Origin of the sequence: Chitinimonas sp. BJB300, from assembly GCF_002735695.1 — a bacterium.
Classification (GTDB): Bacteria; Pseudomonadota; Gammaproteobacteria; order Burkholderiales; family Chitinimonadaceae; genus Chitinimonas.
In genome coordinates, this window is sequence record NZ_PDZH01000049.1 from 16,417 (window position 1) to 32,559 (window position 16,143).

Below are 16,143 nucleotides of genomic sequence, written 5' to 3' on the forward strand. Positions count from 1 at the left end.
CCATGACCGAACCCTGTCGTTGCAGCTGGGCCAATCCAAAAAACCCGCTTTACATCACATACCATGACGAGGAATGGGGTGTGCCCAATCACGATGAAGTCCGCCTGTTCGAGATGCTTAATCTGGAGGGTGCACAAGCCGGCCTTTCCTGGGAAACCATCTTGAATAAGCGTGAAGGTTATCGGCAGGCTTTTTCCGGTTGGGATGCAGAGACTATTGCCCGTTATGACGAGACCAACGTGGCGGAGCTATTGACAAACCCGGCTATCGTACGCAACCGACTCAAGGTGGCTGCCGCCATTAACAATGCAAAAGCCTACCTGCGCCTGCGTGAAGGTGGACTAACACTGGATAGTTACCTGTGGGGGCATGTCGATGGCCAGCCCATTCAAAACCAGTTTGCCCACTACCGCCTAGCGCCCACCAAAACCGCCCTATCGGACCAGATTTCAAAGGATCTCGCCAAGCGGGGCTTCAAGTTTGTCGGCTCCACCATTATCTATGCCTATCTACAGGCCAGCGGCTTGGTCAACGACCATGCCCTCACCTGTTTTCGCTATCAACAAGTGAAGGACTTGCGTGCATGAACCCGTTATTGGAAGTGATTGAAGTCGAAACCAAACCCCACCCGGAATGGGCTGTTATCTGGATGCATGGCCTGGGCGCTGACGGCAATGACTTTGTGCCTGTCGTGTCGGAGTTAGGCTTGGCCGATGCGCCGGGTGTACGGTTTGTCTTTCCTCATGCGGAAATGATTCCAGTGACCTGCAATAACGGTTATGTCATGCGGGCTTGGTATGACATCTTGGAATTGAATGCCATCAGTCGCAAGGTAGATGAAGCAGGCATTCGCAAAAGCCGCGATGCCGTGCGTGCATTGATTGAACGCGAAAATCAGCGGGGTATTCCCACCGAGCGCATCTTCCTGGCAGGCTTCTCGCAAGGTGGAGCCATGGTCTACAGCACCGGCCTCACCCATCCGGATACACTGGCGGGTCTGATTGCGCTATCAACCTACATTCCGTCCGCTGCGCTGCTCAACGCGGAAACCCACCCCGCCAACAACACCACACCCGTGTTTGCCGCACATGGTCTGCAAGACCCTATCGTGCCCTTTGCATTGGGCGAAGCTGCCAAGAATCGGGTTACTCAAACTTCACGCACCGTAGACTGGCATAGCTACAAAATGCCCCATTCGGTTTGTATCGATGAGATCGAAGCTATTGGTGCGTGGTTGAAAGCGCGTATGCACGGGTAATCAACCCTCTCAGCACAAAAAAATACGGGCCGATTGTTATCGGCCCATTTTGTTCTAGATGAGATGGCATTCAAACATCCCGTCGCAACACTTCCACTGCGGCCCATACCCAATCCGGCCCCTTTTCCAGGGTCTCGCTGATACGCACCATGAACACCTTATCGCGGGCCACAACCTGATAAACCTTGCCTGGGGCATAGTCCGAAGCATGGATTAGCAAGCTGTTTACACGCTTCCCATCTCCAATATAAGGCACATACAACGCACTCTTCGGCGCAGTCAGCCCCAATGTGTCAACACCACCATCAATAGACATAGTTGATTGGCGCTCCCCATCCATTGACTTCAAACTGGCTGCAACAGGCGTAGGAGTAAGTATCTGGACACCCGCATATAGGTGCTCCGCATCAATTCGATTCAAGCGACGCGTTACGGCTAGCATCCAATTGCTGTTTGCGTCATTACGCACTGCCAGCAAAACACCCAACCGCACCCAATCATGGCCATTCAAGGGCAACACCGCACCGAAGCCACCCGTAGATTGGTTTTCCACCACCCACTCGCCATGCTCGATTTCCTTGACCTTGCTGCCATAGGCGTAATGACGCGATTGCATCGCGGCGACCTTCTGCTTGGTCCGCTCAGTGATATAGCCGTATAACTTCATATCCATCACTTCATCAGAGTCCGGCGTAGAGCGGGCGCTGGCGCGCGCCATGGCACGCTCATCATCAAAGCGTATCGCAGAGAAGATATGGTCCAGCCCAGATACCACCTGCACCAACTTGCTGACCTGCGTACGCTCATCACGGCTCAGCTGCTGATTCCGTTCGCGCGACCAAAGAATCTCCAGCTGACGCATGAAATCTAGGCAAGCCGGCATGCGGGCATCATCCCCCAACCCCAAGCGTGCGGGTGAATCGCCACCTTCCAATTGGTGCATGGTGCGGCCCATTTCGGCCAATAACTCACCTACCCCCCAAAAACGCAACATCTCGCCTTCGATAAAACCATGAATCTTGGCGGGCCCCGTTGGCTCGGCCAAATCGACACAGAACTGATGGACGTGTTCGCGGCACTTGCGTTCAACCTGAACGTGACGGGACCAATTTGTCAGCCAACGATCCGCCCAATCAAATTGACGCAAGCTGAAGTTGCCATTGTTGAGGGTTGCCAGCATCTGGATACGAATAAACTCATCAGCACACGAGGTCGGATTTGCATCCTGGCTGGGATAGAGCGGGAAGGGGTCTGAATCAACCCCGCTAATTTCCGCCAAACGAAAAAGATGGTTGGTGGCCGACCACAGTTGCGACGGGGGTGTCTGGAATCGGAAAAAATGCCATTTCACCTGAATGCCGACATAGTGCAGTGCCCTAGCAAGCATCAGCGCCGTCACTTGGCGAAAGCCATTTGCTTCCTCAGGCGCCAAATCTTCATTCACAACGAAGGGCTGGTACGCAGCCAACATATCGCGCGAAAACCCGATAATATCGTTCCAAAGCTTTTCTTCGATGGCCTTGCCAGCGCGGGGATTCTGCACATACTGTTGGCAAACTTGCAGATAAGTAAGCTGAATCTTCTCGTCAATGACGAAAAGCGCCTGCAGATTTTCCAGACGATAGGCCGGACGCCCAACTAGCGTAACCAACTGAGTACGCACGGCAGCAAGGCGGCCACCCAGATCTTCATGGCTGATATCCTTGATCCACTGATTAGCAGCGCGCGCATCAGCGAGCGGATCAGCGTCACGCTTCACCAAGCCTGAAATGGATTCGAACAATTTCAGCATTAGTTGACCACCACTATCGATTCACGCAGCCAAGCCTCTGCATGCGCTGAATCATCAAATACACGCACTTCGCTATCGACAAACAAGCGTGCAACCCAGGTTGCCCAAGTCACCCACTGATCCACGGTAACCACTGCTACCCGGCCAAACTGATGGCCGTGGGCTCGCGAAAAACGCACCTCTTCCCAAACTACGTCCAGCGTATAGCCCAGCATTTCAGTTAAATCGAAGAGTAGATTGGGCTGCCCATGAAACCTTACCTCGTAGAGAACGTTCTCTTCGAACTCCCGGTAATCTGCCAAGGTGAATTCACCCGCCACGCTAGCAAGCACGCCTAACGAATTATGCTCAATGGCAATCATGAACTTTCTCCAGTTTGAACCACTGCTACGGTAGCCCGGCCAATCAACCTTACCCGCCCCCGATGAATAGAACCATCGACATAGATAATCCAGGTTCTACACAGTTCTTTATACGCAAGCTAGCGCCCATCCGCCATGACAGCGCTTAAACCGTAATTTCTAGCACAACAAATGCAAGCACATGTTCACGTTCATCTGATAAAGATAAATGCGTTCGGCTAATCGCTCGCTGCGCAAGATAAGCACTAATGGCTGGATCAAAATACAGATTGGGCTTACCCATACCATTGTGAGCAATCTGTATGCCCGCCAACGTTATCGGTGGGCGTATACCTGTCCCCAGCGCCTTTGCAAAAGCCTCTTTCGCCGCCCAACGCTTAGCAAGAAAACGCCCGCTGTTGCTGTCTGCCACAAAGGTCGACCGCTCATCTGGCCCCAATACACGCGCAAGGAAGCGCTCGCCGTGCCGTTGATAGGCTTGCTCGATACGCACTACCTCAACCAAATCCGTGCCAATGCCAAAAATCATAGCTTGTGCAGATCGCGCAAAATATTTCGAGTGTGCAGTGGCGTATCGCCCAGCAAATCGCCAATCAACACCCGCATCAATTGCTTGGCTTGCTGCGCTACTTGCATGTCGGCGAAGTTCCCAGCCATCATCGCAATGAGGGTACGCCCTGACAGAATCAACCCTGCGTCAAAGCCTGCATCCTTTGTGCGCACCACACCGCGGCCGCTAAGAAAACGATAGTTCGACTCTCTATGTACCGGCTGTCCATCCACATCGAAATCCAATGCAACACCATAACCAATCTCGCGCAACAACGTTAGTTCAAACTTACGCAAGATAGGTTCTACCTCAATACGGTCTGGACCAGCGAGCTTACGAATAGCCAAATCGTAGGCTGCAAACAGGCCAGGATGGGCATCTTCGCGCGGCAGCAACTTAATCAGTAATTCGTTTAGATAAAAACCACAGATCAATGGCAAGCCGGCCAGCTGAGCCACCCCACCCTGCCATTCAGCCGCATGCAATGTTTTCAGGTCGCTCGCGCCAAACCACGACAAGGCCAGAGGCTGAAAAGCCATCAAACTGCCACGCAATGCCGAAGCCGGCCTGCGCGCACCACGGGCCACCAAGGCAACGCGACCCTGCTCGCGGCTGAATACCTCGACAATAAGGCTGGTTTCTTTGTAGGGATAGCTATGAAGTAACCAACTATAGCTGGCTTCAACTCTTTCCTTGCTACGTGCAAAGGTTGCTGCCATTCGACGTGTATATAGTAGTTTGATTCACAGAGAGGTGGTCCTATCACCCTCGTCAGCTGCCGCTACCCCGGGGGACATCAGCAACGCTCACAACTGGCAAGGCATTCTAATAAAGGCAGCGCGCCAGCCTATCTGCCTTGACAACGTTTACTCATAGCCAAACTGACGTACCAAGCGAGTATCGTCAGCCCAGCCGCTCTTTACCTTTACAAAGACTTCTAAATAAACCCGGCAATCAAACATTTTTTCCATATCAGTGCGGGCTTGAGTAGAAATCTCCTTCAGCTTCTCACCCTCATGACCAATCACAATTGCTTTCTGCGCATCACGGTCCACCAATATGGCGGCGAAGATTCGACGAAGATTGCCCTCTTCTTCCCACCGTTCAATTTCAACAGTGGTTGAATAAGGTAATTCGTCGCCCACCAAACGGAAAATTTTCTCACGAATCAACTCAGATGCCAGGAAGCGCTCGCTACGATCGGTAACTTGATCTTCCTCGTACATCGGCTCACCCTCGGGCAGAAGTGGCTTGATGGCGTCGACCAATACATCAACCTTCATTACCTTCTTGGCCGAGACTGGCACAATGGCATGGAAAGGAAATTGAGTAGACATGCGTTGGATAAATGGCAGTAGCTGGCCTTTATCTTTAAGTAAATCCGCCTTGTTCAGCACCAAAATTACCGGTCGATGCTTTGGCAACAGTTTCATTACTTCAACATCGCGCTCATCAAACTTACTGGCCTCAATGACAAACAACACTACGTCGACATCAGACAAGGTAGTCGTGACACCACGGTTCATTGCGTCATTGAGTGCACTTCTGTATTTCGTTTGAAAGCCAGGAGTGTCAACGAAAATGAACTGCGCATTAGCATCCGTACGAATGCCGGTAATCCGATGTCGAGTAGTCTGAGCTTTACGAGAAACAATGCTGATCTTTTGCCCGATCAACCGATTCAGCAATGTGGACTTACCAACATTGGGACGACCAACGATGGCGATAAAGCCAGTGTGAAATGCAGTGGCTTCGCTCACGGTTTCTTCCCTTTATTGACCGCCGGCAACTGTGCCAGGGCGCGCGTTGCCGCGACTTGTTCTGCAGCACGACGGCTGCCTCCTTCTCCCTGACAAGTCACATCAAGGGCAGGAATTCGGCATGCAATCACAAAGTGCTGATCATGCGCTTCACCATGCTGGCTGACGATTAAATACTCAGGCAACGCCAATCTTTGCGCCTGCAGCCACTCCTGTAGGCGGGTCTTGCTGTCCTTGCCATGGGTTTCCGGATCAATCGCGGCAATCCGCGGCGCAATCAAACGGGCGACAGACTTTTTGGCTGTTTCAAAATCCGCATCGAGACAAATGGCGGCGAACAACGCTTCCAATGTATCCGCCAAAATAGAAGGACGCTGATAACCACCACTGCGCGCTTCTCCATCGCCCAAGCGTAAGTACTCGCTTAACCCCAGGTCAGCTGCAAACTCAGCCAAGGTCTCTTTCTTGACCAAACTAGCACGCAAGCGAGACAACTCACCTTCGCTGCGCTCGGGAAAGGCATCAAACAATAGCCAAGCGGTCACCGCATTCAAAATGCTGTCGCCCAGAAATTCCAACCGCTCGTTATGCGGCATACCAAAACTGCGGTGCGTCAGTGCCTGACGCAACAGCGCCTGTTCACGAAAACGGTGACCAAGCGCTGTTTCAAGGCGGGAAGTATCACCACTCACCTTATTGCGCCGCCCCAGGGGCTGACTTTTCTTCCACCTCAAAATGAAGCACTAACGTCGCATTGGCTATCAGTGGTACGTTGGCATCGTAGGTAACCCCTATCGTAGTACTCCCATCACCTTGAACAATATCCAGATCATCAGGCCTGACTGATTTGATGTATTCAATTTCCGCACGCTTCATAAAAGATTCCCGAATATCACCAACAGGGGCGCCAGCCTTTTCCTTCACCAAAGCTTTAAGTGTTGACTTAACGCCAAAATATTCCGAATACACTGGAATCAGCTTCATGGTAAGTACGAAACATAAGCCCAATACAATGGCAAGCAACACCATCGTGATAAGAGTAAGACCTGCCTGTTTACGCATATTTTCCTCGCTTTGTCTGCCCGGTGCGCCAACCGTACCGGCCTCGCGCTATTTTAGTGGTGTTTGCACTTATTTCACACATTCGAAAATAAGCACCGCCAATTCAATTAATTTTAGTACCGATACGGCCTAATTCACCCAGATTCATCCAGATCAAAAAAGCCTTTCCTGCCAAATGGTTATCAGGCACAAAACCCCAATAGCGCCCATCATTGCTGTTATCTCGATTATCTCCCAGCATCATGTATTTACCAGCTGGTACGGTACAACTGAAGCCTGTTTCATCATGTTTACAAAACTCTTCACGACCAGGGAAGTCCTGCACCCCCGGTGGAACCAAGGTAGGGGCGCCCGGCACATTCAACGTATCATGTCCTTTGCCATCCAAGGTCTCGCGCATACGCACCGCTTGTATACTACCTTCAGCACCATCTGAATATCGGTACTCAGCAACCGGTACGCTATCGACTTTCACGCCATTGATTGTCAATAATTTATTATGATATTCCACACTATCGCCAGGAATACCAATCACCCGCTTGATGTAATTAAGCCGCGTATCCATGGGGTAGCGAAATACCACGACATCGCCTCGCTGTGGCTTGCCGACCGGCACAACCGCCTCATTCAGGAAAGGAATGCGCACGCCATAAGCGAATTTATTGATCAGGATAAAATCCCCCACCACCAAACCTGGGCGCATTGAACTGGAAGGAATCTGCATCGGTTCAATGACGAAGGTTTTACCCAGACCAATGGCGGCAAGCACTAAGGCATTAGAAAATCCAAATGCCGCCCAATCCGGCAAAGGGCGCTCGTTACCCTTGGCTTTGTAACCCCTTAATTTGGCGAATAACGCCAATACTGCAGCAACCATCATCACCAAAAAAAACAAGTCGCTTGGATTGGCGAATAAGGACAATAAACCCCAAGCCCCTACCAAAATCAGGAAATAACCCCACAGAGCGCTTTCGCTCATCTGCTCGGCATCAAATACCGGTTGAGCGTTACGTCGCGCACGCCAGATCAGGAAGGGGCCGATAAACAGTGCGGCAATCGCTAGCAGTGTCCAGTTCATGAGGGCTTTCGTTGCGTTGAAAGAAAGAATTTAACTTATTCATACTACCCACCAGCGTGGCCTGGAATGCGACCAAATGGTGATAGGGGAATGATGGCAATCTGGTGGAAAACTCAAACGCCGGGTATTGCCCCGGCGTCATCCTACTTATCGCTTACTTGCAAGATAGCCAGGAAGGCTTCCTGCGGAATTTCCACGTTACCGACCTGTTTCATGCGCTTTTTACCGGCCTTCTGTTTCTCCAGTAGTTTGCGTTTACGGGAGATATCTCCCCCATAACACTTTGCCAGCACATCCTTGCGCATGGCTTTTACCGTCTCCCGGGCGATGATATGCGCGCCAATCGCCGCTTGAATAGCAATGTCAAACATCTGACGCGGAATCAACTCTCGCATCTTACTCACCAGCTCACGCCCACGATAAGTGCTATTGGCACGGTGCACCATCAAACTCAGTGCATCGACCCGTTCGCCATTGACCAACACATCCAACTTGACCAAATCGTCAGCACGGAACTCCTTGAAGTCATAATCCAACGAGGCATAACCGCGCGACACTGACTTCAGCCGATCAAAAAAGTCCATCACCACTTCGGCCATAGGCAACTCATACGTCAGCATGACTTGACGGCCCATGTACTGCATATTCTTCTGCACACCGCGCTTGAGATTACACAAGGTCATCACTGGGCCAACATAATCCTGCGGCATCAGGATGGTTGCGGTGATGATGGGCTCACGAATTTCTTCGATCTTGGCTAGCTCAGGCAGGCGGGAAGGATTTTCTATCTCAATCACCTCCCCACCTTTTAGCAAGAGCTGATACACCACGGTCGGCGCCGTGGTGATGAGATCCATATCAAACTCACGCTCCAAGCGCTCCTGGACAATCTCCAGATGCAATAGGCCAAGGAAACCGCAACGGAAACCAAAACCCAGCGCCTGCGAAACCTCAGGCTCGAAATGCAACGAGGCATCATTCAGCTTCAGCTTTTCCAACGAGTCCCGCAACGAATCATAGTCATGGCTCTCTACTGGATAGAGACCGGCAAATACCTGCGACTTCACTTCCTTAAAACCTGGCAAGGCCTCAGTGGCCGCGGGCTTCACCAACGTAATGGTGTCCCCCACTTTAGCAGAGGCGATTTCCTTGATACCCGCGATAACAAAGCCTACCTCACCCGCCTTGAGTGAATCACGCTGAAGCGATTTAGGCGTAAACACCCCCACCTGTTCGCATAAATGCTGCGCCTTAGTGGACATAAACAACAGCTTGTCCTTGGGCTTGACCTCGCCATCGACCACACGGACCAACATCACCACGCCAACATAGTTGTCAAACCAGGAGTCAATGATCAATGCTTTGAGTGGGCCATCCGGGTTACCACTCGGCGCGGGAATCTTGGTGATTACCGCCTCGAGAATATCTTCAATGCCAATACCGTTCTTTGCTGAAGCATGCACAGCGTCGGTCGCTTCGATACCGACGATATCCTCAATTTCTTCGATCACCCGCTCGGGTTCAGCCGCCGGCAAGTCAATCTTGTTCAAAACCGCAACTACTTCCACGCCTTGCTCGATCGCGGTGTAGCAATTTGCTACCGTCTGCGCCTCAACACCCTGCGAGGCATCCACCACCAACAACGCGCCTTCACAGGCCGCCAGCGAGCGCGATACCTCATAGCTGAAATCGACATGCCCGGGGGTATCGATCAGGTTCAAGTTGTAGATCTGGCCATTCCTGGCCTTATAGTGCAAGGCGGCGGTCTGAGCCTTGATAGTAATGCCACGCTCCTTCTCAATATCCATTGAATCAAGGACTTGCTCACTCATTTCGCGCAGCTCCAGGCCGCCGCAATATTGAATAAATCGGTCAGCCAGGGTGGATTTTCCGTGGTCGATATGAGCGATGATCGAGAAATTGCGAATGTGGTTCATAAACTTCTGTAGGTACTTTTCCAGCCATGGGCAGCCGGAAGCCAGCATGAAAAATGGGCACGTTGCGACGTGCCCACGTTGATTTTCGGGGATTTTACCGGATTAAGCCCCGCTTGGCTGCTACATCAACCAAGTGACTGACGGGCGAGATACGCTTCCAGCTTGTAACGGTCCAGATGATAGAAGCAAATTACTTCATCCCCCAGCCCCGTCAATACCGGCACCATTTCGGTGTACCTGGCTTCCACCGCATCGTCATCATCAATATCGAACCAGATGACATCGAGATTCAAATCGGGTGCCAACAAATGCAGCTCTTCCCGCATTTGTTGGCACAGCCCACAGTACTCACGGCCAAAAAGCGTTAGCAGAACACGCTCAGTCATCCGCTGCATCGCCCTTTGCCGGCAGCTTGACACTGACGAAGAGTGATACCTCTCCGCGGCGCAAGCGCAGTGGAATAGAACTGCCAGGCTTTGCCTTGCTGATAACCTCCTCCAGCTGCTTGAAGGAAGTCAACTCTTCGCCACCAAAGCCCACGACGATATCCCCCGGCTGGATACCCGCACGGGCAGCCGCGCCCTGAGCATTGGTCACCTGCAAACCAAACTTCAAACCCAGTTGCTTGAGCATACGCGGGTCCACATCCCGCACAGTCAGGCCAGACTTGTTCAGCGAGTCCGCCTCACCCTTATCACGCTTGCGTTCACGTTGAGCAGAGCGCCCGTCAGCCAATTGATCCAGCTCGCCGATGGTGATCTTGACGGTTTTTGCAGCACGATCACGCAACACCTCAACCGGTACGGTAGCGCCCGGCGCTGTCTCACCGACAATGCGTGGTAAATCAGATGACTGCTCTATCTCACGACCATTGAACTTGAGAATCACATCTCCAGCCTTAAGGCCGGCTTTGGCAGCGGGCCCGTCTGCCTCTACATTACTGACCAGCGCACCTTTGTTACCCTTGAGACCAAAGTCTGCCGCCAACTCGTCGGTCATACCCTGAATGCCCACACCAATGCGTCCTCGAATGACCTTACCCCCGGACTTCAGTTGGCTGACAATCTTCATCGCCTCATCAACCGGGATAGCAAACGACAAGCCCATATAGCCACCAGATTGGCTGAAAATCTGGGAATTGATACCTACAACCTCACCGCGGACATTAAACAAGGGGCCGCCCGAGTTCCCAGGATTCACCGCCGCATCCGTCTGAATAAACGGTACAAAATTCTCATCGGGCAGATTCCGTCCCTTGGCGCTGACAATACCGGCAGTCACCGTATTTTCCAGGCCGAATGGTGAGCCAATTGCCACCACCCACTCTCCCACCCGCAGCTTTTCACTGGAACCCAGATCAACCGTTGGCAAACCCTTGGCTTCAATCTTCAACAACGCGACATCAGTACGAGCATCAGAGCCCACTACCTTGGCTTTGAATTCACGTTTGTCACCGAGCTTGACAGTAATCACATCGGCTTCAGCCACTACATGCGCATTGGTCAGTACATAACCATCCGCCTCAACAATGAAGCCGGAGCCCAACGACTGGGAACGCTCTTCTCGTGGTGGCGCTTGCCGCTGCCCTGGCGGCACCGGAAAACCAAAACGGCGGAAAAACTCGAACGGATCATCCCCATCGAAGCCTGGCATCTGTTGATTACGGACATTGCGGCGCAATTGCGTAGTGCTGATGTTGACAACCGCTTTTCCCTCACGCTCCACCAGCGCAGTAAAGTCTGGCAGCCCCGTCACCAACGGGGCATTCGCAGCCACAGCTGGGGCAACTGCAGCTACAACGGGTTGCGGCGCAGTCGCCACGCTGGCGGCTTCAGTACAGGCAATCAGACCACAGGCAATCAATGCGGCGGTCAACAGGCTGTTTTTCATCATGACTTGATCCTTTTTCTATGTTGACGAGCAGGCTTATAAATTAAATTCGCTTTTACGTGCTTGCACATGCGCAATCGTTGATTTCGAGCAATGAGATCAAACTGAGTTCCATGGAAAACAAACGAACGTGACAATGCTGGCGATAAGCGGACGAAATGCAATAGGGAGGGATGAACCGCTGCATGGCAAAGTAAGATATAGGGCAGATTTAACGCTGGGAATACGCCTGGGTGAATAATTGCACCGTACGCAAGGGCACTTCGCCCAAAGCGGTAATTCGCCAGCCATCCACCTGGCGAGAGAAGAAATTCACCGTACCCCGCGTCAATGGCAAGCTTACCGGCCCATTACCCGCGGGCTCGATAAACACCGAAACCGTCGCCATACCATCGCTATAGAGATAATGAAGCACCGGCAAGGCTTTACCCGGAAGTTGGCTGCGGGTCTCCGTCACCAACCGGAAGCCACCTGGCAGGTTTTCCGCCACAAATTGCACCGCATCCACATCCGGGCTAACTGGGGGGATACGTGGCGCAACCGGCACCTCCAACGGCAAAGACTTGGCAGCCAGGACCGACTTCAAAAGCTGCTTGCTGATTTGCCCGCCTATTTCCAACTGAGTAAAGGCGAACTGCTCCAGCGGCTCACGCCGACCGGTGGTGTACATGGTGGTTTTTAGCAGTAACCCGGAACTGGGTTCGACACAGAGCTTATGCGGATGGCGCAGCTTATCGCGTGGTTCCATCAGGATGGATTGACATTCATAGCCCGCGACACGCTCCGGCTCCATCCGCTTAAAAGCATAATTGCTCAATACATCGGAGGCTTGATCCGGCATCACGCCGGGAAAGAACTTGTTTGCCGCACGCCGATCAAGTGTAAATGGCCTTGCATCGGGCAGGTAACAGACTATCTGATCATTATTGCGGACAAATTCGCGGCGCAATCCATCCAGGGACTCGCGCCGCTCCTGCTCACCGCTCGCATCAAAGGCATGCACCAGACGAAATGTCTCAAGCATCTCAGCATGCTGGTAGACGTACACGCCGCTGTAATTCAGCGAGCGGGCTGCCATCCCCATCCGATGCAACAAATTAACCGACTCAGACGCAGTAAGTAGGTCTGCAGCCTGAGCTGACATGACCAGCAACAGGCTGCACAATCCGGAACGCAGCTTCATGGCGTATCTAGCAGGCAAAAGGGTGGAGGTTCGGCAAACTCAGCGGCCGGCAGTAACGCGTTCAGCTTCAGCGCCAGTCAACATGACCGGACGATGATTGAAACCCGGATTCCCAACCAAGGCTTGATGCGCCTGCAAATAGGGATTCACCGCATCGGCTTCGCGTGTAGAAACAACAGGCTGGTTGGCAGCGGCGTGCATGTCAGTAACCACCATCGGCGCGGCCACACCCTGCCCACGATCCACATACCAAGCAGTTGCACTTACCAGCACAACAGAAGCCGCCACGGATAACGCCGCCCATTGCTTACGCGGCATAACAGATCGGCGTCGCATCGCGCTGGGCGCAAGGACGACCGGCTCCGCCTCCAGCCGTGCAGAAAAATTGGCCAGAAAGTTGTCGGACAATACAGGTTGCTGATTGAACGCATCCGAAATCAAGTGATAATCACGCCAAGCAGTGGCGCAATCCTCATCATCATCGATTGCAGCAATCAGTTTATCCAGCTCGTGGTCATCCCACTCGCCATCCACCATTGCAGAGAGCTTTTCCTGCATCTTCTACACCTGTCATCCCTGTTTGTTTACCTGTATGTTTACCAACGCCGGTCTTTGCCAGCCGATTCGATAAGCGGCCGCAACTGTACCGCTATGGCTTCCCGGGCGCGGAATATACGCGAACGCACGGTACCAATGGGACAGTTCATTACTGCGGCGATGTCTTCGTACGACAAACCTTCCATTTCCCGCAAGGTGATGGCGGTACGCAACTCTTCCGGCAGTGCCTCCACCGCCTGATTCACCGTGCTGACGATCTGTCGATTCATCAGCGCGGTTTCCGGCGTATTCATATCAGGCAACTGTGTCGCTGTATCAAGCGTCTCACCGTCTTCGTCCTCATACTCGGTCGACAATACCGGACGGCGGCCAAGTGAAGCCAAATAGTTTTTAGCCGTATTGATGGCAATACGGTAAAGCCAAGTATAGAACGCACTTTCGCCGCGAAAGGACGGCAACGCACGATAAGCCTTGATAAAGGCTTCCTGCGAGACGTCTTCAATCTCGGTTTGATCGCGGATCATGCGGCTCAGAAGCCGCGCAATCTTGCGATGATATTTAGCGACCAACAGCTCAAAAGCTTTCTTGTCACCACGCTGTACGCGCAGCACCAATTCATGGTCTATGTCCCGCTCACTCGACATAGTCGATGTTTTCCCCTCGGTCAGCGCGCCCGTAACTTGCGTCTGCGTCGCTGTAACCGGGTCAACATGCCTGTTCGTCGGCGCTTTTTCAAGCACCGCTGGCGTCTTAGATGAAGATTTTGGCCCAATATCCCAAATATCGAGCAAATCCGTGGGGCGGAGTGTAATGGTATCCATATTTCGTAAAGCCTTTACCCAGTGTCCTCCCTTGCGGGCACATGCAATGGACGAAGCCTTTTGAAAAAAGTTCCCCTACCTACATCAGACCCCGTCAATCAGGGCTTTGGTATAGTAGGCAAACCTCATCTCCCCACGATTACCATGCAACGCTACGATGTACTGATATTGGGCAGCGGCTTGGCCGGCATGACGCTGGCCCTGCAGCTTGCCGACACCCACCGTGTCGCCCTGGTCACCAAACGCCAACTGACAGACGGTGCCAGCCAATGGGCGCAAGGTGGTATTGCCGCTGTCTTGGATAGCGGCGACAGCATTGAAGAACATGTCCAGGACACACTGATTGCAGGCGCCGGACTTTGTGACAAAGCCGCCACCCGGCATATTCTGAGCAACGCCCGTGAAGCAATCGAATGGCTGATCGAATTGGGCGTCCCCTTTACACCGGACGCCAACCACGAAACCGGCTATCACCTTACGCGCGAGGGCGGCCATTCGCATCGCCGCATCATTCACGCCGCAGATGCCACCGGTGCAGCCGTCATCGCCACATTGGCTGCAAAAATACTGACACATCCGCGAATCACCGTGCTGGAAAACCATATCGGGCTCGACCTGATCACCGGCAAAAAGCTGGGGCAGCTCAGCGCCGGCTGCCTCGGGGCCTATGTGCTGGATCGCAATGCCGATAAAGTAGAGACCCTGCTGGCCAGCCAGACGGTGTTGGCGACGGGGGGTGCAGGGAAGGTCTACCTGTATACCACCAACCCTGACACAGCTACTGGTGACGGCATCGCCATGGGCTGGCGAGCCGGCTGCAGGGTGGCGAATATGGAATTCGTACAATTTCATCCCACTTGTCTCTACCACCCCCACGCCATGAGCTTTCTGATATCGGAAGCAGTACGCGGCGAAGGTGGGCAGCTCAAGCTACCAGACGGTAGCCGATTCATGCCCAAGCACGATGCCCGGGCCGAACTCGCACCACGCGACATCACGGCCCGCGCCATCGACTTTGAAATGAAGAAATATGGCTTTGATTGCGTTTATCTGGACATCAGCCACCAGCCCGCCGAATTCATCCGCGAACACTTCCCCAATATCCATCAGCGCTGCATGGATTTGGGCATCGATATCACCAAACAACCCATCCCCGTCGTGCCCGCCGCCCACTACACCTGCGGCGGCATCGTCACCGACTTGGAGGGGCGCACCGATGTACCCAATTTGTTCGCCATCGGCGAAACGGCCTGTACGGGCTTACATGGGGCCAACCGCCTAGCCAGCAACTCATTACTAGAGACCCTGGTGCTAGGTCGCGCCACAGCCAAGGCGATTGCAGCTGTGCCAAAGACCGCACCACCGACAGCGCCCGCATGGGATGAAAGCCGCGTCAGCGATGCTGACGAACAAGTGGTCATTGCGCACAACTGGGATGAGCTGCGCCGCTTCATGTGGGATTACGTTGGGATCGTCCGCACCGACAAACGCCTGGAGCGCGCCGCCCACCGTATCGCGCTGCTGCGTAGCGAGATTGATGAGTATTACAGCCACTTCCGCGTAAACAACGATCTGATCGAACTACGTAACCTGGTGGATACAGCCGACTTGATCGTCCGCTCCGCCTTACAACGCAAAGAAAGCCGCGGCCTGCATTTCAGTCGTGACTATCCAGAAACGCTTGATGAACCGCAACCCACCATTCTTCCTCCTCGCGGCAGTTAATCGACATAGGGGCGGCTAGATTACCTGGCCGACCCCTGCTACACCACCCGGCATGCGGGTCCGCACCGGGCGGTTGGAGCAGTTGAGGTCAATCTGCCTCCAATTGATGCACATCGCCCGGTTTCGCTGATCCAGACTCGCCACCACTATTTGTCTCGCTGCCAGGC

General features: G+C 53.2%; 17 protein-coding genes. 3 read left to right on the plus strand and 14 right to left on the minus strand.

All coding sequences use genetic code 11. The annotated features are described in order from the left end of the window. Positions 1–2: 2 nt before the first annotated feature. The gene (locus tag CSQ89_RS10240; protein WP_099406062.1) at positions 3–587 is read left to right on the plus strand and encodes a DNA-3-methyladenine glycosylase I; all 585 of its coding nucleotides are present in this window, start codon (positions 3–5) and stop codon (positions 585–587) included. Then, on the plus strand, positions 584–1,258 hold the full coding sequence (locus CSQ89_RS10245; protein WP_099406063.1) for an alpha/beta hydrolase: 675 nt from the start codon (positions 584–586) through the stop codon (positions 1,256–1,258). The genes CSQ89_RS10240 and CSQ89_RS10245 overlap by 4 nt, the downstream gene beginning before the upstream one ends. A gap of 70 nt (positions 1,259–1,328) precedes the next feature. Here CSQ89_RS10245 and CSQ89_RS10250 read toward each other — a convergent pair whose 3' ends face one another. The 14 genes from CSQ89_RS10250 to rpoE all read right to left on the minus strand — a co-directional run bounded on the left by CSQ89_RS10250 (position 1,329) and on the right by rpoE (position 14,074). Next, positions 1,329–3,050 carry a hypothetical protein gene (locus CSQ89_RS10250; protein ID WP_099406064.1) on the minus strand — a complete coding sequence of 574 codons (1,722 nt, stop codon included), beginning with the start codon at positions 3,048–3,050 and terminating at the stop codon, positions 1,329–1,331. Then, complete coding sequence (locus CSQ89_RS10255; protein ID WP_099406065.1) at positions 3,050–3,412, minus strand: STAS/SEC14 domain-containing protein; 363 nt, start codon at positions 3,410–3,412, stop codon at positions 3,050–3,052. The genes CSQ89_RS10250 and CSQ89_RS10255 overlap by 1 nt, the downstream gene beginning before the upstream one ends. 145 nt (positions 3,413–3,557) lie before the next feature. Next, positions 3,558–3,941 (minus strand): holo-ACP synthase, encoded by a 384-nt coding sequence (acpS, locus tag CSQ89_RS10260; protein WP_099406066.1) that lies wholly within the window; start codon positions 3,939–3,941, stop codon positions 3,558–3,560. After that, positions 3,938–4,681 (minus strand): DNA repair protein RecO, encoded by a 744-nt coding sequence (recO, locus tag CSQ89_RS10265; RefSeq protein ID WP_099406067.1) that lies wholly within the window; start codon positions 4,679–4,681, stop codon positions 3,938–3,940. Before recO ends, acpS begins: the two co-directional genes overlap by 4 nt. 147 nt (positions 4,682–4,828) lie before the next feature. Next, positions 4,829–5,722, minus strand: a complete 894-nt coding sequence (gene era / locus CSQ89_RS10270; RefSeq protein WP_099406068.1) for a GTPase Era — start codon at positions 5,720–5,722, stop codon at positions 4,829–4,831. Next, a complete protein-coding gene (rnc, locus tag CSQ89_RS10275) occupies positions 5,719–6,414 on the minus strand; it encodes a ribonuclease III (protein WP_099406069.1) in 696 nt (231 codons plus the stop codon). The genes era and rnc overlap by 4 nt, the downstream gene beginning before the upstream one ends. A gap of 1 nt (position 6,415) precedes the next feature. After that, the gene (locus tag CSQ89_RS10280) at positions 6,416–6,784 is read right to left on the minus strand and encodes a DUF4845 domain-containing protein (protein WP_099406070.1); all 369 of its coding nucleotides are present in this window, start codon (positions 6,782–6,784) and stop codon (positions 6,416–6,418) included. A 103-nt stretch (positions 6,785–6,887) separates the two neighbouring features. Continuing rightward, positions 6,888–7,862 carry a signal peptidase I gene (gene lepB / locus CSQ89_RS10285; RefSeq protein WP_099406071.1) on the minus strand — a complete coding sequence of 325 codons (975 nt, stop codon included), beginning with the start codon at positions 7,860–7,862 and terminating at the stop codon, positions 6,888–6,890. A gap of 143 nt (positions 7,863–8,005) precedes the next feature. Next, positions 8,006–9,799 (minus strand): translation elongation factor 4, encoded by a 1,794-nt coding sequence (gene lepA, locus CSQ89_RS10290; protein WP_099406072.1) that lies wholly within the window; start codon positions 9,797–9,799, stop codon positions 8,006–8,008. Positions 9,800–9,924: 125 nt separating this feature from the next. Next, on the minus strand, positions 9,925–10,185 hold the full coding sequence (locus CSQ89_RS10295) for a glutaredoxin family protein (RefSeq protein WP_099406077.1): 261 nt from the start codon (positions 10,183–10,185) through the stop codon (positions 9,925–9,927). Further along, positions 10,178–11,692, minus strand: coding sequence for a DegQ family serine endoprotease (locus CSQ89_RS10300; RefSeq protein ID WP_233203056.1), 1,515 nt, complete (start codon positions 11,690–11,692; stop codon positions 10,178–10,180). The genes CSQ89_RS10295 and CSQ89_RS10300 overlap by 8 nt, the downstream gene beginning before the upstream one ends. A gap of 208 nt (positions 11,693–11,900) precedes the next feature. After that, the gene (locus tag CSQ89_RS10305) at positions 11,901–12,872 is read right to left on the minus strand and encodes a MucB/RseB C-terminal domain-containing protein (RefSeq protein WP_099406073.1); all 972 of its coding nucleotides are present in this window, start codon (positions 12,870–12,872) and stop codon (positions 11,901–11,903) included. A 39-nt stretch (positions 12,873–12,911) separates the two neighbouring features. Then, positions 12,912–13,430, minus strand: a complete 519-nt coding sequence (locus CSQ89_RS10310) for a sigma-E factor negative regulatory protein (protein WP_099406074.1) — start codon at positions 13,428–13,430, stop codon at positions 12,912–12,914. 38 nt (positions 13,431–13,468) lie between these two features. Continuing rightward, on the minus strand, positions 13,469–14,074 hold the full coding sequence (gene rpoE, locus CSQ89_RS10315; protein ID WP_099406079.1) for an RNA polymerase sigma factor RpoE: 606 nt from the start codon (positions 14,072–14,074) through the stop codon (positions 13,469–13,471). 321 nt (positions 14,075–14,395) lie between these two features. Here rpoE and nadB point away from each other — a divergent pair, with 321 nt between their 5' ends. After that, positions 14,396–15,976 carry an L-aspartate oxidase gene (nadB, locus tag CSQ89_RS10320; protein ID WP_099406075.1) on the plus strand — a complete coding sequence of 527 codons (1,581 nt, stop codon included), beginning with the start codon at positions 14,396–14,398 and terminating at the stop codon, positions 15,974–15,976. Positions 15,977–16,143 lie beyond the last annotated feature (167 nt).

Excerpts from the sequence above, each read along its gene's own strand:
- CSQ89_RS10240 (WP_099406062.1), top strand. The coding sequence starts at position 3 with ATGACCGAACCCTGTCGTTGCAGCTGGGCCAATCCAAAAAACCCGCTT.
- CSQ89_RS10245 (WP_099406063.1), top strand. The coding sequence starts at position 584 with ATGAACCCGTTATTGGAAGTGATTGAAGTCGAAACCAAACCCCACCCG.
- CSQ89_RS10250 (WP_099406064.1), bottom strand. The coding sequence starts at position 3,050 with ATGCTGAAATTGTTCGAATCCATTTCAGGCTTGGTGAAGCGTGACGCT.
- CSQ89_RS10255 (WP_099406065.1), bottom strand. The coding sequence starts at position 3,412 with ATGATTGCCATTGAGCATAATTCGTTAGGCGTGCTTGCTAGCGTGGCG.
- acpS (WP_099406066.1), bottom strand. The coding sequence starts at position 3,941 with ATGATTTTTGGCATTGGCACGGATTTGGTTGAGGTAGTGCGTATCGAG.
- recO (WP_099406067.1), bottom strand. The coding sequence starts at position 4,681 with ATGGCAGCAACCTTTGCACGTAGCAAGGAAAGAGTTGAAGCCAGCTAT.
- CSQ89_RS10280 (WP_099406070.1), bottom strand. The coding sequence starts at position 6,784 with ATGCGTAAACAGGCAGGTCTTACTCTTATCACGATGGTGTTGCTTGCC.
- lepB (WP_099406071.1), bottom strand. The coding sequence starts at position 7,862 with ATGAACTGGACACTGCTAGCGATTGCCGCACTGTTTATCGGCCCCTTC.
- lepA (WP_099406072.1), bottom strand. The coding sequence starts at position 9,799 with ATGAACCACATTCGCAATTTCTCGATCATCGCTCATATCGACCACGGA.
- CSQ89_RS10295 (WP_099406077.1), bottom strand. The coding sequence starts at position 10,185 with ATGACTGAGCGTGTTCTGCTAACGCTTTTTGGCCGTGAGTACTGTGGG.
- CSQ89_RS10300 (WP_233203056.1), bottom strand. The coding sequence starts at position 11,692 with ATGATGAAAAACAGCCTGTTGACCGCCGCATTGATTGCCTGTGGTCTG.
- CSQ89_RS10305 (WP_099406073.1), bottom strand. The coding sequence starts at position 12,872 with ATGAAGCTGCGTTCCGGATTGTGCAGCCTGTTGCTGGTCATGTCAGCT.
- CSQ89_RS10310 (WP_099406074.1), bottom strand. The coding sequence starts at position 13,430 with ATGCAGGAAAAGCTCTCTGCAATGGTGGATGGCGAGTGGGATGACCAC.
- rpoE (WP_099406079.1), bottom strand. The coding sequence starts at position 14,074 with ATGTCGAGTGAGCGGGACATAGACCATGAATTGGTGCTGCGCGTACAG.
- nadB (WP_099406075.1), top strand. The coding sequence starts at position 14,396 with ATGCAACGCTACGATGTACTGATATTGGGCAGCGGCTTGGCCGGCATG.